Annotated in this window: 19 protein-coding genes; 12 read left to right on the forward strand and 7 right to left on the reverse strand. The window is 56.5% G+C overall.

Features of this window, described 5'->3' with window-relative positions; genetic code table 11:
- Window positions 1–65: 65 nt before the first annotated feature.
- Entirely contained in the window at window positions 66–1,352 is a 1,287-nt protein-coding gene (locus Q0753_RS14490; RefSeq protein WP_298722609.1) for a site-specific integrase, read from the reverse strand.
- Window positions 1,353–1,509: 157 nt separating this feature from the next.
- Here Q0753_RS14490 and Q0753_RS14495 point away from each other — a divergent pair, with 157 nt between their 5' ends.
- Window positions 1,510–2,292 carry a dienelactone hydrolase family protein gene (locus Q0753_RS14495; RefSeq protein ID WP_298722612.1) on the forward strand — a complete coding sequence of 261 codons (783 nt, stop codon included), beginning with the start codon at window positions 1,510–1,512 and terminating at the stop codon, window positions 2,290–2,292.
- Window positions 2,293–2,301: 9 nt separating this feature from the next.
- Here the strand turns inward: Q0753_RS14495 and Q0753_RS14500 are convergent, their stop codons facing one another.
- On the reverse strand, window positions 2,302–2,772 hold the full coding sequence (locus Q0753_RS14500) for a hypothetical protein (RefSeq protein ID WP_298722614.1): 471 nt from the start codon (window positions 2,770–2,772) through the stop codon (window positions 2,302–2,304).
- 308 nt (window positions 2,773–3,080) lie between these two features.
- Between Q0753_RS14500 and ccoN the strand changes: the two genes are divergently transcribed.
- The 11 genes from ccoN (at window position 3,081) to ttcA (ending at window position 13,246) form a co-directional block, all read left to right on the forward strand.
- Window positions 3,081–4,505 (forward strand): cytochrome-c oxidase, cbb3-type subunit I, encoded by a 1,425-nt coding sequence (gene ccoN, locus Q0753_RS14505; RefSeq protein ID WP_298722617.1) that lies wholly within the window; start codon window positions 3,081–3,083, stop codon window positions 4,503–4,505.
- Between the two features lie 12 nt (window positions 4,506–4,517).
- On the forward strand, window positions 4,518–5,135 hold the full coding sequence (ccoO, locus tag Q0753_RS14510; RefSeq protein ID WP_298722619.1) for a cytochrome-c oxidase, cbb3-type subunit II: 618 nt from the start codon (window positions 4,518–4,520) through the stop codon (window positions 5,133–5,135).
- 12 nt (window positions 5,136–5,147) lie between these two features.
- Complete coding sequence (locus Q0753_RS14515) at window positions 5,148–5,366, forward strand: cbb3-type cytochrome c oxidase subunit 3 (protein WP_298722622.1); 219 nt, start codon at window positions 5,148–5,150, stop codon at window positions 5,364–5,366.
- The gene (gene ccoP / locus Q0753_RS14520; RefSeq protein WP_298722625.1) at window positions 5,363–6,337 is read left to right on the forward strand and encodes a cytochrome-c oxidase, cbb3-type subunit III; all 975 of its coding nucleotides are present in this window, start codon (window positions 5,363–5,365) and stop codon (window positions 6,335–6,337) included. The genes Q0753_RS14515 and ccoP overlap by 4 nt, the downstream gene beginning before the upstream one ends.
- Window positions 6,338–6,692: 355 nt before the next feature.
- Window positions 6,693–7,178, forward strand: a complete 486-nt coding sequence (locus tag Q0753_RS14525) for a FixH family protein (protein WP_298722628.1) — start codon at window positions 6,693–6,695, stop codon at window positions 7,176–7,178.
- 2 nt (window positions 7,179–7,180) lie between these two features.
- Window positions 7,181–9,550, forward strand: coding sequence for a heavy metal translocating P-type ATPase (locus tag Q0753_RS14530; protein ID WP_298722631.1), 2,370 nt, complete (start codon window positions 7,181–7,183; stop codon window positions 9,548–9,550).
- Between the two features lie 5 nt (window positions 9,551–9,555).
- The gene (gene ccoS / locus Q0753_RS14535; protein ID WP_298722686.1) at window positions 9,556–9,792 is read left to right on the forward strand and encodes a cbb3-type cytochrome oxidase assembly protein CcoS; all 237 of its coding nucleotides are present in this window, start codon (window positions 9,556–9,558) and stop codon (window positions 9,790–9,792) included.
- Window positions 9,776–10,459: a sulfite exporter TauE/SafE family protein gene (locus tag Q0753_RS14540; RefSeq protein ID WP_298722634.1), complete on the forward strand. Its 684-nt coding sequence runs from the start codon at window positions 9,776–9,778 to the stop codon at window positions 10,457–10,459. Before ccoS ends, Q0753_RS14540 begins: the two co-directional genes overlap by 17 nt.
- A 61-nt stretch (window positions 10,460–10,520) precedes the next feature.
- The gene (locus Q0753_RS14545; protein WP_298722637.1) at window positions 10,521–11,267 is read left to right on the forward strand and encodes an FNR family transcription factor; all 747 of its coding nucleotides are present in this window, start codon (window positions 10,521–10,523) and stop codon (window positions 11,265–11,267) included.
- 27 nt (window positions 11,268–11,294) lie between these two features.
- Window positions 11,295–12,206, forward strand: a complete 912-nt coding sequence (gene uspE, locus Q0753_RS14550; RefSeq protein ID WP_298722640.1) for a universal stress protein UspE — start codon at window positions 11,295–11,297, stop codon at window positions 12,204–12,206.
- A gap of 71 nt (window positions 12,207–12,277) precedes the next feature.
- On the forward strand, window positions 12,278–13,246 hold the full coding sequence (gene ttcA / locus Q0753_RS14555; protein WP_298722643.1) for a tRNA 2-thiocytidine(32) synthetase TtcA: 969 nt from the start codon (window positions 12,278–12,280) through the stop codon (window positions 13,244–13,246).
- 243 nt (window positions 13,247–13,489) lie between these two features.
- On the opposite strand, the gene Q0753_RS14560 is transcribed toward ttcA, so the two are convergent.
- The 5 genes from Q0753_RS14560 to pheT form a co-directional block, all read right to left on the reverse strand.
- The gene (locus tag Q0753_RS14560) at window positions 13,490–14,101 is read right to left on the reverse strand and encodes a DUF2987 domain-containing protein (protein WP_298722646.1); all 612 of its coding nucleotides are present in this window, start codon (window positions 14,099–14,101) and stop codon (window positions 13,490–13,492) included.
- Window positions 14,098–14,853, reverse strand: a complete 756-nt coding sequence (locus Q0753_RS14565; RefSeq protein ID WP_298722649.1) for a hypothetical protein — start codon at window positions 14,851–14,853, stop codon at window positions 14,098–14,100. The genes Q0753_RS14560 and Q0753_RS14565 overlap by 4 nt, the downstream gene beginning before the upstream one ends.
- A gap of 207 nt (window positions 14,854–15,060) precedes the next feature.
- The gene (gene cobB, locus Q0753_RS14570) at window positions 15,061–15,777 is read right to left on the reverse strand and encodes a Sir2 family NAD+-dependent deacetylase (protein ID WP_298722651.1); all 717 of its coding nucleotides are present in this window, start codon (window positions 15,775–15,777) and stop codon (window positions 15,061–15,063) included.
- Window positions 15,778–15,897: 120 nt separating this feature from the next.
- On the reverse strand, window positions 15,898–16,203 hold the full coding sequence (locus tag Q0753_RS14575; RefSeq protein ID WP_298722653.1) for an integration host factor subunit alpha: 306 nt from the start codon (window positions 16,201–16,203) through the stop codon (window positions 15,898–15,900).
- A 1-nt stretch (window position 16,204) separates the two neighbouring features.
- Window positions 16,205–18,592: a phenylalanine--tRNA ligase subunit beta gene (gene pheT, locus Q0753_RS14580; RefSeq protein WP_298722657.1), complete on the reverse strand. Its 2,388-nt coding sequence runs from the start codon at window positions 18,590–18,592 to the stop codon at window positions 16,205–16,207.
- Between the last annotated feature and the right edge of the window lie 13 nt (window positions 18,593–18,605).

The raw sequence follows: 18,605 nt of genomic DNA on the forward strand, positions 1-18,605 counted from the left end.
AATATACATTATGCGAAGTTATGATTATGCCGGGAAAGGGCCGCTTCAGGGCCCGGCGTCTTCGTTCATGTATCAAGCCTGTCCAGTCGCTTACCGGCGGCGCTTTCATGGCGTTCCACCTTGCCGGTGTGCAGATATTGCGAGGTGGTGTCTATGCTGTCGTGACCGGCGTCGGCCTGCACATGAGACAAGGGTCGGCCGTTATAGTTGATGTCGTGAGTAATGCCGGTGTGGCGAATACTGTGTACGGTCAGGCTACGCATTTCACTGGCGTCCTGCTCAAAACCGTCTTCGGCGGCGGCATCGGCGGCGGCGGCCATAAGTTCGTTGAGCAGGTCGCGCAGTTGGCGTATGCCGAGGTTGGCGTTAAGCAGACCCTGATCCCGCCCCCGACCGGCGGCCCTGTGGCGCACAAACAGCGGCGTGGCGTCGTTGGGTGCCGGCAAAGGCGACAGCTTGAGATAACGGCGATAACACTGCAGCGCTTCCAGCAGTTCGCGGGATACGGCCACGGTGCGTTTTTTGCCGCCTTTGCTGACCGGAATATGAAAGCTCCAGATCCCGCTGTGACCGTCGCGGCGAAACTGGCTCATCACCGGCGAAAAACCGGGCCTTGCCGCGACTTCCGAGATACGCAGGTAGCAGCCGTACATCAGGGAGATCAAAAACAGGGAACGCTGGTGCCGCTCGGGCGCTTGTTCTGCCAGCAGACGCGCGGTACTCATCACATAGGACCATTGCAGATCGCTGAATACCCGCACTTCGTCTTCGTCACCCAGGCCCGCCACCACCACGGGGCTGGAGCCGAAACGGCTGTGACGCATCCACATCACGGCCGGGTTTCGCTCGGTGACTTCTTCGTTGATCAGGTAGCCATAGAAGGAAGACAGGATGGCCATCTTGGTTTTCAGCGCCTTGTCGCTCAACCGGTATGGCTGCTCGATACCGTCGACTTTTTTACCCAGGAATGGCCGCCACTGCAGGTTGGGCTGGCGTTCGCCCCAGTCCTTGTTCAGTACAAACTGGGCCACGTTACGGTAGGCAATCAATGCCGTCGGTGGCGCCAGGCAATACTCCACGTAACGGTTAATGCCCCGACGGTTCAATTCGATGGGCGAAACCTGCTCGACGTCGAAGCACCAGTGTAAAAAGGTGGTCAGCTCGCTGCGGTAGGTCTTGTAATTGTTCTCGTTGAAGCGGCTTTCCAGCAGCCAGTCCATGGCATGCTCATAAATAAAGGCGGCATCGGGTACCGCATTCAGGGTGATATCGGCAATATGCTGGTTAACGACGCTGTTGCCCTCTTCGAGAAACTGGGGGGCATCAAACAGCGGTAATACGGGGGCATTCATAGGACTGATGATTCCGAGGTCGGCTGTATGGATGCACAGTGTAACGTATTCATAAAGACTAATGCCGATAAATACAGTTATCGGCATTAGTCACTCTCTCCATGCCAACCATCACTTGTTCTATGCTTATGCATCAGTCACAACCCGGACAGACATTATGAACAGATACGGCTTGATGGTGGCCGCGCTACTGGGGTTTTCGACTCAGGCGGCGGTGGTTAGTGAATCGGTGAGTTATCGGGTCGATGGTCAGGAATTCAAGGGCTATCTGACGTTTGATGACAGTCAGACCTCCCCGCGGCCCGGTGTACTGGTGGTGCATGAATGGTGGGGACTGAATGACTATATTCGTGGTCGTGCCGAGATGCTGGCCGAACTCGGCTATGTTGCCCTGGCACTGGACATGTACGGTGACGGCAAAGAAGCCTCACACCCTGCCGAGGCCGGTGAATTCGCCAAGGCATCACTGGCTTCCCTCCCCCTGGCCGAGCGTCGTTTCAACGCGGCCCGCGAACAACTGGCCCGGCATCCGCGGGTGGCCAGCAGTCCTATTGCCGCCATTGGTTACTGTTATGGCGGTGGCGTGGTATTGCACATGGCGCGTAATGGTGCGCCTCTGGCGGCGGTCGCCAGTTTTCATGGATCCCTGACGCCCAGGGCCAATCCCCTGCCCGCGAATAGCAAGACGCGTATTGCGGTGTTCAATGGTGCCGCGGATCCGCTGGTTCCCGCCGATCAGGTCGCCGCCTTTCAACAGGAAATGGAAACGGCCGGCGCCGATTATCTGCTGGTGAATTATCCCGGTGCCCTGCACGCCTTTACCAACCCGGACGCCGATCGGGTGGCGGCCGAGTTCAAGATGCCGGTGGGCTATGATCAGGCGGCCGATCTGGACTCATGGAGCCAACTGCAGACGTTTCTGCAAGAGACGTTTGAGTAATGGAGGTGTTCAGCGTTCGACCTCAAACAGGAACTTGAGCTGGCGTGATTCGCCATTTTGTTCGACATCCAGTACCCAGGCCCACACCATGCTGCGCTCGGTACAGGCTCCTACCAGAGCTTGTCCCTGCCAGTGACCCGGCGTGCTTTCGCTGACCAGCGCCGGTAGCGTACCCATGTACATACTTTCTCCTTCCAGACGGCTGCGGGTGACCTTGACGTTGGGGTCGGACAGGGTCACTTCAAGCTGAAACGGGGCTTCCGGTTGCAATTGATCGGCCTGCAACTGTGCTTCGGCCCACAAATCCTGCAACTCAACCCGGCACTTTTTGTGAGATATATCACAAAAATCAGTATTACCTTTCTCTAATGCGGTGCCGTCATCGTCGTTAAAGTAGGTTCGAAGCCAGAATGCACTCGATAAAATCCCCAATACCAGCAGTATTTGCACCAGTTTGGGGCCTGTCAGTCGATCTCTCATGCCAATTCAGTTCCTGTATCGCACACAATTGACTCCCATCTTTGATCTTGATCAAGGTAGTTTTTTTATGCGTTATGGGGTTGGTTAAGTGGTAATCATATTACTGTTTATACTGTTATTTTTGCAGCCACTCATTTATCATCGCCCTGTGTATTCAGTATTCCCGATTTGCTTTGTTAGCATCATGTTAACGAAGCCGTTCAGGTACCTGATACCGAAATGAAAAACGGTTGTCTTCAATCCTTCCTACGTGATCACCCTGGGTGAGCGCAAACCTGAATAACAGCAGTGGAAGCGGAACTATAACGATGAATCAAACTAATAATCAACCAAACTACAATTACACTGTAGTTCGCCAGTTTACGGTGATGACCGTAGTCTGGGGTATCGTCGGTATGTCGTTGGGTGTGCTCATTGCGGCACAGCTGATCTGGCCTGCCCTCAACTTCGAAACACCTTGGCTAACCTATAGCCGGTTGCGTCCACTACACACCAACGCGGTTATCTTTGCGTTTGGTGTCAGTGCCTTGATGGCAACCTCCTTCTATGTCGTGCAGCGTACCTGTCAGACTCGCCTGTTTGGCGGTTCGCTGGCCTCGTTCGTGTTCTGGGGCTGGCAGGCTATCATTCTGGCGGCGGTTATCACCCTGCCTCAGGGTTATACCTCCTCCAAAGAGTATGCCGAACTGGAATGGCCAATCGATATCGCCATTGCCGTGGTGTGGGTGGCTTACGCTATCGTGTTCTTCGGAACCCTGTACAAGCGTGCGACGTCTCACATTTATGTGGCTAACTGGTTCTACGGTGGTTTCATTCTGACCGTAGCCGTACTGCATATCGTCAACAGCATGGCGATTCCGCTGACGGGCATGAAGTCGTACTCCATGTATGCCGGTGCTGCCGATGCCATGATTCAGTGGTGGTACGGCCATAATGCGGTTGGCTTCCTGCTGACTGCCGGCTTCCTGGGCATGATGTACTACTTTGTACCCAAGCAGGCCGGTCGTCCGGTATATTCCTACCGCTTGTCCATCGTGCACTTCTGGGCACTGATCACCCTGTATATCTGGGCCGGCTCTCACCACCTGCATTACACTGCCCTGCCCGACTGGGCTCAGTCTCTGGGTATGGTCATGTCACTGATCCTGTTTGTTCCTTCATGGGGCGGCATGATCAACGGCATCATGACCCTGTCCGGTGCCTGGCACAAACTGCGTTATGACCCCATTCTGCGCTTCTTGATCGTGTCGCTGTCGTTCTACGGCATGTCCACCTTCGAAGGCCCCATGATGGCGATAAAAACCGTTAACGCCCTGTCTCACTACACCGACTGGACCGTAGGTCACGTGCACTCCGGTGCGCTGGGCTGGGTTGCCATGGTATCTATTGGTGCCGTGTATCACCTGATCCCCAACCTGTTCGGTCAGGAGCGTATGTACAGCAACAAGCTCATCAATACGCATTTCTGGCTGGCGACCATCGGTACCGTGCTGTACATCGTGTCCATGTGGATCAGCGGTGTAATGCAGGGTCTGATGTGGCGTGCAGTGAACGACGACGGCACCCTGACCTACAGCTTTGTAGAAAGTCTGCAAGCCTCGTATCCGTTCTACTTCGTGCGTTTCCTTGGCGGCTGCTTCTTCGTGACCGGTATGCTGCTGATGGCCTATAACGCCTATCGCACCATCAATGCACCGAAAGGTTCATTGCAAGCCATTCCCCAACCGGCATAAGGAGACTTGTGAATGAAGAACCCAAACAATCGTCACGAGTTGGTTGAAACCAATACCACCTGGTTGGTGATATTCACGATTATTGCCATCAGCTTCGGTGGCCTGGTAGAAATTGTGCCGCTGTTTTTTCAGCAGCAGACCAATGAACCGGTTGAGGGCCTGCGCCCTTATACCGCGCTGGAAATGGAAGGCCGTGATATCTACATCCGTGACGGATGTCATGTGTGTCACAGTCAGATGATCCGTCCCTTCCGTGCCGAAACCGAACGCTATGGTAACTATTCCGTGGCCGGTGAAAGCGTGTGGGAGCACCCCTTCCTGTGGGGTTCCAAGCGTACCGGTCCGGATCTGGCGCGCGTAGGCGGTCGTTACTCCGACGAGTGGCACCGTGTGCATCTGCTCAACCCGCGTAACGTGGTGCCCGAGTCAAACATGCCTGCCTTCCCCTGGTTGGAAGAGAACACACTGGACGGCAAGGATACGGCGGCCAAACTGGCTCTGTTCCGGGACAGCTTCGGTGTTCCCTATACCGACGCCGATATTGCCGGTGCCGAGGCGGCGGTGAAGGGCAAAACCGAAATGGATGCCATCATCGCTTATCTGCAGTCTTTGGGCCACGCCCTTAAATAACCGGAGTCGATTATGGATTTCAGTACCCTGGAAGCGCTCAAGCCAACGCTGATCAGTTATCAGACTTTGGTATTGATGGTGATGTTTATTGGCCTGGTCTGGTGGGCCTACGGTAAGCGACGCAAAGACAAGTTCGATGCAATAGCCAACTCTATTTTTGATGATGAAAACCAGGCGAGCGGAACGCCTTCGGGGACTGAGCAGGATCGCGCAGGAGCTAATAAAAAATGAGTACTTTTCTGAGTGTGTTTGTCACCATCATCAGCCTGGGGACCATTTTTGGTTGTCTGGCCCTGTTGGTCTGGTGTTCTCGCGACAAAATGGGGATGGAAGAAGGTGCACCTACCGGCCATACCTATGACGGCATTACCGAACTGAACAACCCGCTGCCCAAGTGGTGGTCGTATCTGTTCGTGTTCATGTCGGTGTTTGCGCTGTTCTATCTGGCGTTGTATCCGGGTCTGGGTAACTTCAAGGGCCTGCTGGGCTGGCAGAGTTCCAACCAGGACGTACGTTCGCTGGAAGAATATCGCGCCGCTTCAACCGAAGCGCGTGAAGAAGGCAAGCTGGTGCAGTACGAGCGGGAAATGGTCAAGGCCGATGAGGTGTTTGGCGCCAAGTTCCGTGAGCTGACCTATGAAGCCGACGGTAATACCTATCGTGCCATTGCCGACATCGCCATGGACGAAGATGCCACCAAGGTGGGCCAGCGTCTGTTTTTGCAGAACTGTGCCCAGTGTCATGGCTCGGATGCCCGCGGTGCTCGCGGCTTCCCCAACCTGACCGATGCCGACTGGCTGTATGGCGGTTCGCCCGAGCAAATCAAAGCAACCCTGCTCCATGGCCGTAAAGCAGCCATGCCGGCCTGGGGTGCCAGCCTCGGCGAAGACGGCGTGCGTGAAGTGACCTCCTATGTACTGAGCCTGTCCGGCCGCAAGGTTGACCCGGTAGAAGCACAGAAAGGCGAAGCCCGCTTTGCCATGTGTGCCGCCTGTCATGGTATGGACGGCAAGGGTAACCAGGCCGTGGGTGCGCCCAACCTGACCGATGGTATCTGGCTCTATGGTGGCTCTCGCGCCGCGGTAGCAGACAGCGTGCGCAACGGCCGTGCCGGCGTCATGCCTGCCTGGAAAGACATTCTGGGCGAAGACAAGGTTCATCTGCTTTCCGCATATGTTTACAGTCTGAACAACAGTAAATAAGGCCCACCGGGCTTTGGTGAAAAAGCCCCGCTGGTCGGGGCTTTTTTTTGTTATATTAGGGCCTGTTGATCTTTCGAGATGATTTTTGCAGCAGTTTGTGGGGGCTTGATACAAGGCAGCGCTTATGCCGTGTAGTCACTCTACATAAATAAGCGATAACGCAGTAGCAAGACCCCACAAGCGCTGCCCTGCGGGTTCGGCTAAACACGTTTTTCTCTTTGTTGAGAGGGCTTTGCTTAGAATGACTAGGCTACACCTCTCTCGCCGCGATAAAAACGCGTTTAACTCGAACAAAATTTCATCGCGAAAGGTCAACAGACCCTATTCACCGCTTTTTTTGTCGTAGGAATTGGTTATGCAACGTCCCTGGTATCAGCAGTTCTGGCCCTGGTTTCTTATCGTGTTGCCGCTGTGTGCGGTGGCGGCCAGCCTTTATACCTTTCACCTGGCCAGCTCCGGGGCCGACAGCATGGTGGTCGATGACTACTACAAAAAAGGCCGGGCCATCAACAAGGACATCAGCGAGCTGAACAAGGCCGCCGAGCTGAAGCTGATAGCCGAACTGCGCTATCAGAATGATGAGCTGATACTCAAGATGGAAGGCCGGCACAATAGCGGAGAGGCGGTGAGAGTGAACTTCAACCACCCTACCCTTGCCAAGCAGGATCAACAGATACTGATGACCAGTGATGCGAATGGTGTCTATCGCGCACGCTTGGAACAGCCCTTGATGAAAGGTCAGTGGAACCTGCAGATTGAAGCCTTCGATGGTCACTGGCGCATGCAAAAGCGCATCGTTCTGCCGATCGCCAATCGGCTGCTCATTCGCGCCGGGAGCTGAGTGTGGACGGCTGCTTTCACTGCGGTGAGGCCATTCCCACCGGCAGACCCCATCAACTGGCGCTGGAAGGGGTCAACCACCACTTCTGTTGCCCCGGCTGCCTGGCGGTGGCCGACACCATTATCGAATGCGGTCTGGGCAGCTATTATCAGCACCGTTCCGCCCTCGCCCCCAAGGCCGATGCGGTTCCCGATGAGCTGAAACAGCTGCAGCATTATGATCTGACCGAAATACAGCAAGACTTCGTCAGCAATAAAGACAACCTCAAAGAAGTACAGCTCTCCATTTCGGGCCTGAGTTGTGCCGCTTGTGCCTGGCTGATCGAGCGTCATCTGGCACGGGTGCCGGGGGTGGCGCTGATTCAGGTTAATACCACCACAGAGCGGGCCCGCTTGCGCTGGCATGATGAACAGGTGCCCCTGAGCCGGTTGTTGGCCGCCTTTGCCGATATCGGCTATCAGGCGCGGCCTTTTCAGCCCCATCAGCAAGAGCAGGCCTACAACCGGGAAGTGAAGTCGTATCTGCTGCGCATGGGCGTGGCAGGCATCGCCAGCATGCAGGTGATGATGGTGGCATTGGCGCTGTATGAAGATCTGTTTCCGGGCACCGATGCGGATCTGGTCGAATACTTTCGCTGGATAAGCCTGTGGCTGTCGATTCCGGTGATGAGCTATTCCGCCCTGCCCTTTTATCGCAATGCCTGGCGTGGCCTTAAAAACCGGGCGCTGAATATGGACTTGCCGGTGTCGCTGGCGATGGTATTTGCCTTTGTCGCCTCCGTCTATGCCACCGTTACCCAGACCGGTGATGTCTATTACGAATGTGTGTCCATGTTTGCCTTTCTGTTGCTGACCGGCCGTTTTCTGGAAATACGCGCCAAACGCCGGGCCTCGGAAACCACCGCCAACCTCACCTTGCTGGTGCCCATGCTGGCCCGGGTAGAAACCGATAACGGCGAGCAGGAAGTCGCCGCCAAAACCCTGCAGCCGGGCCAGATTGTGCTGGTGGCCCCGGGCAGCCAGATTCCGGCCGATGCCGAAATACTCGGCGGCAGTACCAGCGTGAATGAGTCGATGCTGACCGGTGAGCACCTGCCGGTAACCCGGCATCAGGGCGATACGGTCTTTGCCGGCACCACCAACGTGGAGTCGCCGTTGCGGCTGCGCGTATTGCGCTCGCTGGACGAGGCCCGGGTATCGGAAATTCTGCGCGCCCAGGACGACGCCCTGGCGGAAAAGCCCAAGGTGGCGCTGATTGCCGATCAGCTGTCGCGCTATTTTGTCGCGGCCTTGTTGCTGGTTACCCTGGCCACCTATCTGGTCTGGCTGCAGCTCGATGCCGACAAGGCGTTCTGGGTCATGTTGTCGGTGCTGGTGGCGACCTGTCCCTGTGCCTTGTCGCTGGCAACCCCCACCGCCTTGACCGTGGCGACGTCACGGCTGAGTCGTTCGGGCGTACTGGTGCGCCGTTCCCACGTGCTGGATACCCTGCCCAAGGTCAACCGAATGGTGTTCGATAAAACCGGCACCCTGACCCGGGGCGAGGTCGCCGTTACCTCTGTAACCCTGCTCGCCGAGCTGAACGAAGCGCAGGTGCTGGCGCTGGCCGCCGCGCTGGAAGCCCAGTCGGAGCATCCCATTGCCCGAGCCTTTGCCCCTTTTGGTGAGCAGGCGTTGATGGTGACCGAGCGGGAAAACCGGGTCGGCCGCGGCATCTGTGGCCAGGTAAAGGGCACTCGCTGGCGTTTGGGCAGTGGCGCCTGGCTGGCACCGGAGAATCAGGATGCCGAACTCTGCGTTTATCTGGCCAATGAGCAGGGGCTGGTGGCACGTTTCGAGTTGACCGACCCGCTGCGTGAAGAAGCCGGTGCCTTGATTGATGAATGCCGGGCGCTCGGCATTGCGACCACCATTCTGACCGGCGACAGCTCCGGTCAGGCCGAGCAGGTCGCCAAGCGGCTTGGGGCCGACAAGCTGGTCAAACATGCCAGCCCCGATGACAAGCTGGCCTATCTGCGCCGCTGCGACCAGGCCGGTGATATCTGCCTGATGGTCGGTGATGGCATCAATGATGCGCCGGTACTGGCCGGGGCACATGTGTCGTTTGCCATGGCCGGCGGCACCGATATCGCCAAAAACAGTGCCGATGCCCTGCTGCTGTCGGACGATCTGCGGCGCATTCTGATTGCCCGTCATATTTCCGCCCGTTGCCGGCGGGTGATCAAACAAAACTTCAGCTGGGCGCTGGGTTATAACCTGGTGGTGCTGCCGCTGGCGGCCATGGGCCAGGTGTCGCCCTGGTTTGCCATGGTCGGCATGTCGGCCAGCTCGCTGATTGTGATGACCAATTCACTGAGACTGTCACGCTTATGAACGATATCGAAGTCTGGTACCTGATGATCCCCATCGCCATGGTGTTTGTCGCCATCGCTATCGCGGTGTTTTTCTGGTCGGTAAAAAGCGACCAGTTTGAAGACCTGGATCGCCATGGCAGCAATATCCTGTTTGATGATGACGACACCGCCCATCGTCGAGCACAAGGTAACCAACCACAGGATCAACAAGCACAACCGCACGCGAATCAACAGAAGGATCCGCATGACCACTCAGCTTGATGCCTGGGCGGCCTTGTTGATCGGCCTGTTGGGCGCCGGTCATTGCATTGCCATGTGCGGCGGTGTGGCGGCGGCCTTTTCCATGGCCATTCCTGCCAGCCAGCGCCGCTGGAATTGGGTGTACCTGCTTAGCTACAATGCCGGGCGAATCGTCAGTTACAGCCTGGCCGGCGCCCTGGTCGGCGGCGTGTTCGCCAGTCTGGCGGACGTCAGCCTGGGCAAGCAGGGGCTGGTATTGCTACGCGTGCTGGCCGGGGTGATGACCATATTGCTTGGCCTGTATCTGGCACGCTGGTGGTTTGTGTTGTTGCGGCTGGAAAAACTCGGCAATGGCCTCTGGCGCCACCTCAAACCCCTGGCCGGACGCTTTGTGCCATTCAGGCATCCGCTGGCGGCTCTGCCCTTCGGCATGATCTGGGGCTGGCTACCCTGTGGTCTGGTTTATTCGGCACTGACCTGGAGTGCGGTGGCTGGCGGCGCGCTGGAAGGTGCCCGGGTGATGGCGCTGTTTGGCATCGGCACCCTGCCCACCCTGCTGGCATTAGGCGGCCTGGCCGGCCAGTTGCGCCATTGGCTCAATCATCCCGGCTTTCGCCAGGCTTCTGGTATCTTGTTGATTTCTTATGGTTTATTCACGCTTTATCAGGCTTTTTCGCTGTTTTACTAAACTATTATGCCCCGATTATTAATGCTATGATTACGTATTGATACCACTAAAGTATTGAGCTATGGGAAATCAGACAAAAACAATTAAAACTGCCGCGAGCAGTTGTGCCATCCACTGCCAGGATTGCAGCATCAGCCAGTTGTGCATACCGCTCGGGCTCAATTCCGATGAGCTGGACGAGCTGGACAACATCATAGAACGCAAGAAGCCGATTCAGAAAAGCCAGGAATTGTTCAAGGCCGGGGAAGAGCTGAAGGCGCTTTATGCTATCCGTGCCGGCTCCATCAAGTCCTATACCATTACCGAACAGGGTGATGAGCAGATCACCGGCTTTCATCTGGCCGGCGATCTTATCGGCTTCGACGCCATCAATACCGGTAGTCACCCTTCTTTTGCCCAGGCGCTTGAAACCTCCATGGTCTGCGAAATCCCCTATGAGGTGCTGGACGACCTGTCGGGCAAGTTGCCCCGCTTGCGACAGCAAATCATGCGGTTGATGAGCAACGAAATCAACGGCGACCAGCAGATGATACTGCTGCTGTCCAAGAAAACCGCCGAAGAACGACTGGCCGCTTTTCTGCATGGTCTGTCGAGCCGCTTTTCCCAGCGCGGCTTTTCTGCCCGTGAGTTTCGTCTCACCATGACCCGGGGCGATATCGGTAATTATCTGGGACTGACGGTCGAAACCGTCAGTCGCCTGCTTGGCCGTTTTCAGAAAAACAACCTCATCGAGGTGGACGGCAAATATATTCGCATTCTGGATCTACCGGCGTTGGCCCAGCTGGCTGGCGCCCCCACTCCGACCTGATTCTTACTTTCATGAAAGGGACGCTTTATGATCAAGTATCAACACATTCTGGTGGTCATGGATCCGGTGGCAGAAAACCAGCCGGCCCTGCATCGCGCCGTGTCTGTTGCCGCCCTGCAGGAGCAGGCCGGCATTACCCTGTTTTTGCCCATCTACGACTTTTCCTATGAAATGACCTCCATGCTGTCCAGCACCGAGCGGGACGAAATGCGTGAGGGAGTGGTTCAGGGCCGGGAAGAGTGGCTGAAAACCCTGCTTACTCCCTATGAAGACAGCAAGATTAATTTTGATATCAAGGTGGTATGGCACAGCCGCCCCTTTGAAGCCATTATTCAGCAGGTACAGGATGGCGAGCATGATCTGGTGGTGAAGAGCACCCACAAGCACGCCATGATCCAGTCCTTTATTTTTACCCCCACCGACTGGCATCTGTTGCGCAAGTGCCCCTGCCCGGTATTGCTGGTCAAGGAACGAGACTGGCCCATGGGCGGCAATGTGCTGGCGGCCGTCAACTGCTGTAGCGACGATAAGGATCAGGAAGCACTGAACAACAAGATTATCGGCGTCAGTGCGCAAGTAGCCGAGTTGCTGTCGGCAAGTCTGCATCTGGTCAACGCCTACCCGATAACCCCGACCAACATGGCGCTGGAGCTGCCCGACTTCGATCCTCAGGTTTATAATGCCGCGGTGAAGAAGCACCATGAGCGTGCTCTGTATGAGTATGCGGTGCGCTTCGATCTGGAAGCCAGTGCCTTGCATCTGGAAGAAGGACTGGCAGAAGAGGTTATTCCGAACTGTGCCGACGAGACCAACGCCAGCCTGGTGATTCTGGGATCGGTGGGGCGCACCGGCCTGTCTGCCGCTTTGCTCGGCAATACCGCCGAGCATGTGATCGACAAACTCAGCTGTGACGTACTGGTGCTGCGGCCCGATGCCTGATCTGGCGACTGGCGCCTTGCCCTTGAGGCGCCAGTCACTATAATAGCCCCAGTTTTTTTGCCGGGGTTACCATGACCGAACAAGCCACTTCCGAACCAATCAATGCGGCTCACACAGAGTCAGTTCAAACTGCCAAGCAGGTATACAACTTCAACAAGCTGTACAAGCGACTGCGCCGAAATGTGGGCGAAGCCATTGCCGATTTCAACATGATTGAAGACGGTGATCGGGTCATGGTGTGTCTGTCCGGTGGCAAGGACAGTTATGCCATGCTTGATATTCTGCTCAACATGAAAGCCCATGCGCCGATCCATTTCGACATTATCGCGGTGAACCTGGATCAGAAACAACCGGGCTTTCCCGAGCATGTGCTGCCCGCCTACCTGGATGAACTGGGGGTGGAATACAGAATAGTGGAAGAAGACACCTACTCCATCGTGATGGACAAGGTGCCGGAAGGAAAAACCACCTGCTCGCTGTGCTCCCGGCTACGCCGGGGTATTCTGTATCGCACCGCCACCGAACTGGGGGCCACCAAAATTGCGCTTGGCCATCACCGAGACGACATTCTCGAAACCCTGTTGCTGAACATGTTCTATGGCGGCACCATGAAGTCGATGCCGCCCAAGCTGGTCAGCGATAACGGCAAGCATGTGGTGATCCGCCCGTTGGCTTACTGTAAAGAAAAAGATCTGGTGCGCTTTGCCGAGGCGAAAGCATTCCCGATCATTCCCTGTAATCTGTGTGGCTCGCAGGAAAACCTGCAACGCCAGGCCATCAAGAACATGCTGCAGGATTGGGACAAACGCTTCCCCGGCCGTATCGAAAGCATGTTCCGTTCGCTGCAGAATCTGGTGCCCTCTCATCTGCTGGATCATCAGCAGTTTGACTTCAAGAGCATCAACAGCGATTCGGGCGTAATCGACGGCGGCGACATCGGTTTCGACAAGCCGGAGGTGGCGCCGCGTTTTATCGATGCAGACGAGGAAGACACCGCGTCGGCACCGGGCGAGCGGCTCGATATCATCGAAGTGAAATAACGATTTAATATGAAGTAACAAAAAAGGCGCTACGGCGCCTTTTTTATTGGTGATGCTGAACGGTAAGAGCAGGGTTTTATCCTGCCAGGTCTCTTATTTTACCGAGGCTATATTTTAGCGTGCAGATACTTATGTCGCCATAATGTAAAAGCCGGATTAACCTGCTGCTGCATGTCTTTTTGTAACCAGTGAGTTGGATCACTACAACGACCTGAGCCCCCCTCACCTTCTGCTACTCACGGTTTAAAACCAGGGCGTGATCCGTACTGCCGGCAAGGACAGGCTGCGCTCGCCAGCCAGTTCGGCCTTGTTCAACTGTTGCTGTTCCAGGCCGTTCAGGCGTTGCCCCGGCTCGGCCGTATGCAGCTTGATGCCCTGCAGTTCCGGCACAAAGTATCTTCCCGGCCAACCGGCCATCTTCTGCAGCAGACGATACATTTCATCTTCTACCTGGCGCAGTTGTGCCATGGACACCTCGCCACCGGCCAGGTTTGCCTGAATCTGAATGGAGATATCACACTGTGCGGTATCGGTGACTTCGAGTTCAACCAGCGCCTTGTCCAGATCCAGTTGCTTGTCGTAGGGCAGTACAAACTGGCCGTGGGGAAGTACCTTGACTTCACTCTTGAGGGTGTCGTCCACCCGAACCATGCCGCTTTCTATGTTACAGAGCCCCTGCCCGTCGGCGCGACTCAGATAAAAACCGAGCTCGGCGTGCTCCACCTTGGCCTTTTCTACCTTGGCCATGTATTTGTAAAACCCGCTGTAACCGAGGCTCAACGGTGTCGCCTGCGCCGTCGTCGTGATAATGGTGGCAGTCAGGGCCAGCGTGGTAATGATAAAAGAGAACTTCATGCGTCAAAACGATCCTTGGGGGTATGAAAAGAAGGAGCCTGGCTATCCGGTAACCCTTCAACGCCACAGACTTCCCGGTAGAGAATGCCTTTCACCACGATATACAAGGGGGCGACCCAGATCAGACCGATGCCGAAGGTCAATACCGCGCCCATGAACAGTAACATCATCATCAAATGGATAGACAGCAGTACCAGCCACTGGCGGGCAAACAGCCGCAGCGAGGTGGTAATGGCCTGTACCGGACTCAAGCCCTTTTCCAGGATCAACGGAAAGGTGAACATCAGCGCCACGCTCAGGATCAGCGTCGGCAGCATCGACAGCATGGGCGGCAGTCCCAGGCTCTGCCCCAGAGGCAGAAACAGGCTGCTGATAATACCCATGATCATACTGGCCAGGGCCAGGGGCAACAGATAGCGGAAGTAGTCGAAGATCTGATTCGGGCGTATGGGTCTGTCGACGGATCTGTGCACGCCCATCATGTCCAGGCCACCACTCATCGGCGCCATGATCATCGAAATCAGCAAGCCCAGCAGGCTCAGACTCCATGAGGTTTCTTCGCCCTCGCCGCTTACCGTTACCAGTAACTGGTTCAACAGCAGCCAGCAGCCGACCACACCGACGGTGGCCAGCAGTATCGGCATCTTGGCGCTCTGAATACGCTGCCAGGCCTCCTGAAAAATAGCCTTGGGAGTCAGCGTAAAGCCCTGCTCCAGCGATTGTTGCAGCCGGGCAAATCGTGGTTCGTTCATAATGCGGTCTCTTACTTGAAGTGGTGCCATTATAACGAAGTAAGCAGGCCGAGGCAGTAGCGCCAAGCCATTATTAAAAATGGGGAATCCGCTAAATATAAAAATCCCGCTGAGCGCGGGATTTTTATATTGCTGATTTTTGTGATCATTCCCATCAGGCCGGGTTAGGTGCCCAACAGGTCTTCTCCGGGGGAGAATCTACCCTGGCTACTTTTGGGCACCGAGCAGTTCGTCCACATACTCGGCCACTTTCCGGGTAGCCGGTCCGTAGCGGTGCTCGTCAAAATGATTGTTGACCTGGCTGGGCTCCAGATTGATCTCTATGGTGTGGGCGTTATGCATCGCCGCTTCATGCACCAGACCGGCGGCGGGATAAACATTGCCGGAGGTGCCGATGGCGATAAACAAGCTGGCCTCGCTCAGGGCATGGTAAATGCGATCCAGCAACAGCGGCATCTCGCCAAACCACACCACATGCGGCCGCAGCGGCTCGGGAAACTGGCAGCAGTGGCACAGATCCGTGGTGTGTAACGGCCCCGTCCAGTCGATGGTCTGATTGGAGTGTGGGCAACGGGCCTTGAGCAACTCGCCATGCATGTGCAATACGGTGTTGCTGCCGGCTCTTTCGTGCAGGTCATCGATATTCTGGGTGACCACGGTAACTTGTCCCGGCCATTCGGCTTCCAATCTGGCCAGGGCAAAATGAGCGGCATTGGGGTTGACGGTCTGCAACAGCGTTCTGCGGGCATTGTAAAAACGATGCACCAGCTCGGGATCACGCTGGTAGCCTTCGGGAGTAGCGACATCCTCGATGTGATGTTCTTCCCACAGGCCGTCACTGGCTCTGAACGTTCTGATGCCTGACTCGGCCGAGATGCCGGCACCGGTGAGAATAACGATATTGCCTTTGTGCACTGTCCGCATACCTTCGCTTGATGATCCTGTGCCTAGGCTAACAGCATAAGCTCCCGTCGGCCAATGCGGCCTTAGTCTAAAATTCGGCAGCAGAGACAAAAAAGCCAGGCTCTCGGCCTGGCTTGGTTCTTATTCTGAATCGTCGAGCTGTGGTACGGTTTCTACCCTGGCCTTGAGCTTCTGACCGGGCCGAAAGGTCACTACCCGCCGGGCCGAGATGGGAATGTCTTCTCCGGTTTTGGGATTGCGTCCGGGACGCTCACCCTTGTTGCGCAACTCGAAGTTGCCGAAACCGGAAATCTTGACCTGTTCACCTTGTTCCAGAGCAGCGCGAATCTCTTCGAAAAACGCCTCCACCATGTCTTTGGCATCACGCTTGGTCATGCCAAGTTCGGTGAACAGATGCTCTGCTATGTCGGCCTTGGTTAACGCCATATCAATCCCTCAAGGAAGCACTAAACTCGTCGGAAAGTGCCGAGACAATTCGCGCCACGGTATCGGCAATTTCCTTTTCTTCCAAAGTCCTGTGGGTATCCTGCAACACCAAGCTGAGCGCCAGGCTCTTCTTGTCGTCGGCAATGCCCTGCCCTTGGTATACATCAAACAAGTTTAATCCAACCAATTGATCTCCGCCAACTTTCCTAACTAAATCAAGGATATCGCCGGCGGCTACCGATTGATCGACCACCAGCGCCAAATCACGGCGGTTGGCGGGGAAGCGAGACACCTCTACCGCTTCCGGCACCCGGCGTCCGGTGAGTGCCGAAAGTTCGATTTCAAATACATAGGCTTGTGACTTCAGACCCAGCTTGCGCAGCAGACTGGGGTGCACGGCACCGAGCAGACCGACCTGACGGCCCTGTTGCAGCAATGCCGCCGACTGGCCCGGGTGCAGGGCACCGGTATCGGTACGGGCAAAGGAGAAGCTCGACTCATTGGCACTCAGGGCCAACAGGCTTTCGACATCGCCCTTGAGGTCGAAGAAGTCCACGCCCTTGCCGGCCATGTCCCAGTGCTCGTCGACCACCGGGCCCAGCAAGAGACCGGCCAGCACCGGAGTCTGACGCACGCCGTTTTCTGCCTGCTGGTCCGGCACAAAGGTCAGGCCCTGCTCAAACAGACGCAGCCGTGATTGCTGACGGTTCTGGTTGTAAACCGCCGCCTGGATCAGCCCGGTCCACAGCGAGACCCGCATGGCGGACATGTCGGCGGCGATGGGATTGGGCAATATCATGGTGTCGACGCCCGGGAACAGATGCTGCTGCTGAGCGGGATCCACGAAACTGTAGGTAATGGCTTCCTGATAACCCAGGTCGACCAGCGCATCTTTCAGTCGGTTCAGGGGCAGTCTGGCTTCCTGATGGCGAGACATGGTCAGGCCGGCCACCGGGGCCACATCGGGAATATTGTTGTAGCCGTAGATACGGGCCACTTCTTCCACCAGATCTTCTTCGATGCCGATGTCGAAACGATAGCTCGGTACCACTACCTGCCAGCCATCGGCGGTAGTGGTGACATCCAGGCCCAGACGAGCCAGCATGTCGGTCACCTGAGCGGCGTCGATGTCGATACCGATCAGGCGATTCAGCCTGGCATGTCGCAGGGTGACGGTATTGGCCTGAGGCAGTTCCGACTCGGCTGCGGCTTCCACTATCGGGCCGGCTTCGCCGCCACAGATGTCCAGCAACAGCGCCGTCGCCCGCTCCATCACCTTGTGCTGCAGCCGGTAGTCGACGCCACGTTCGAAACGGTGGGATGAGTCGGTATGCAAGCCATAGCTGCGTGCACGACCGGTAATGGCCAGCGGGCTGAAGAAGGCACACTCCAGCAGTACGTCTTGGGTGTTTTCGGTCACGCCGGTGGCTTCACCGCCGAAGATGCCGGCCATGGCAATCGCCTGCTGTTGGTCGGCAATTACCAGGGTATCGCTGTTCAGGCTGACGGTGTTGCCGTCGAGCAGGGTCAGTTTTTCGTCCTGCTCTGCCATGCGTACGCTAACGGTACCGTTAAGGGTCGCCAGGTCGAAGGCATGCATCGGCTGGCCCCACTCCAGCAGCACGAAGTTGGTGATGTCTACCACCGGATCTATGCTGCGAATGCCGCTGCGGCGCAGTTTTTCCTGCATCCACATGGGGGTGCTGGCCTTGACATCGATATTCTTGACCACGCGACCGAGGTAACGAGGACAGGCCGCCGGGGCGTTCAGTTCGATACTGACCTGGTCATCGATGGTGGCGGTGACCGCCGGGATCTCGGGCCAGTTCACATCCTGCTGATTCAGTACGCCCACTTCCCGAGCCAGACCGGCCATGCTCAGGCAGTCGGCGCGGTTGGGGGTCAGGTCCACTTCGATGGTGACATCGTTCAGGGACAGATATTCACGCACCGGAGTACCCACGGGGGCATCAGCCGGCAGTTCGATGATGCCGCTGGAGTCCAGCTCGATGCCCAGCTCGCCGTAAGAGCACAGCATGCCGTGGGACGGTTGGCCGCGCAGCTTGGCTTTCTTGATCTTGAAGTCACCGGGCAGCACGGCACCGACCACCGCCACCGCCACTTTCAGGCCCTGACGACAGTTGGGCGCGCCACAGACGATGTCGAGCAGCTCGTCACCGCCGACGTTGATTTTGGTCACCCGCAGCTTGTCCGCATCCGGGTGCTGGCCACATTCAACCACTTCACCCACTATGACCTGGCTGAAGTCGCCGGCAACCGGCTCTATGCCATCCACTTCCAGCCCGGCCATGGTAATTTGCTCGGCAAGAGCCTCGGCGTTGAGGCCGGTGTTGACCCATTCATCCAGCCATGATTTTGAAAATTTCATTATTGCTCCTGCC

Source organism: uncultured Oceanisphaera sp., assembly GCF_947495715.1.
Taxonomy (GTDB): Bacteria; Pseudomonadota; Gammaproteobacteria; order Enterobacterales; family Aeromonadaceae; genus Oceanimonas; species Oceanimonas sediminis.

Coding starts and splice junctions, on each gene's coding strand:
- Q0753_RS14565 (WP_298722649.1), bottom strand. CDS start 14,853: ATGAACGAACCACGATTTGCCCGGCTGCAACAATCGCTGGAGCAGGGC.
- Q0753_RS14525 (WP_298722628.1), top strand. CDS start 6,693: ATGCAACGTCCCTGGTATCAGCAGTTCTGGCCCTGGTTTCTTATCGTG.
- ccoP (WP_298722625.1), top strand. CDS start 5,363: ATGAGTACTTTTCTGAGTGTGTTTGTCACCATCATCAGCCTGGGGACC.
- Q0753_RS14500 (WP_298722614.1), bottom strand. CDS start 2,772: ATGAGAGATCGACTGACAGGCCCCAAACTGGTGCAAATACTGCTGGTA.
- Q0753_RS14560 (WP_298722646.1), bottom strand. CDS start 14,101: ATGAAGTTCTCTTTTATCATTACCACGCTGGCCCTGACTGCCACCATT.
- Q0753_RS14545 (WP_298722637.1), top strand. CDS start 10,521: ATGGGAAATCAGACAAAAACAATTAAAACTGCCGCGAGCAGTTGTGCC.
- Q0753_RS14540 (WP_298722634.1), top strand. CDS start 9,776: ATGACCACTCAGCTTGATGCCTGGGCGGCCTTGTTGATCGGCCTGTTG.
- ttcA (WP_298722643.1), top strand. CDS start 12,278: ATGACCGAACAAGCCACTTCCGAACCAATCAATGCGGCTCACACAGAG.
- Q0753_RS14490 (WP_298722609.1), bottom strand. CDS start 1,352: ATGAATGCCCCCGTATTACCGCTGTTTGATGCCCCCCAGTTTCTCGAA.
- cobB (WP_298722651.1), bottom strand. CDS start 15,777: ATGCGGACAGTGCACAAAGGCAATATCGTTATTCTCACCGGTGCCGGC.
- ccoN (WP_298722617.1), top strand. CDS start 3,081: ATGAATCAAACTAATAATCAACCAAACTACAATTACACTGTAGTTCGC.
- uspE (WP_298722640.1), top strand. CDS start 11,295: ATGATCAAGTATCAACACATTCTGGTGGTCATGGATCCGGTGGCAGAA.
- ccoO (WP_298722619.1), top strand. CDS start 4,518: ATGAAGAACCCAAACAATCGTCACGAGTTGGTTGAAACCAATACCACC.
- Q0753_RS14515 (WP_298722622.1), top strand. CDS start 5,148: ATGGATTTCAGTACCCTGGAAGCGCTCAAGCCAACGCTGATCAGTTAT.
- pheT (WP_298722657.1), bottom strand. CDS start 18,592: ATGAAATTTTCAAAATCATGGCTGGATGAATGGGTCAACACCGGCCTC.
- Q0753_RS14575 (WP_298722653.1), bottom strand. CDS start 16,203: ATGGCGTTAACCAAGGCCGACATAGCAGAGCATCTGTTCACCGAACTT.
- Q0753_RS14495 (WP_298722612.1), top strand. CDS start 1,510: ATGAACAGATACGGCTTGATGGTGGCCGCGCTACTGGGGTTTTCGACT.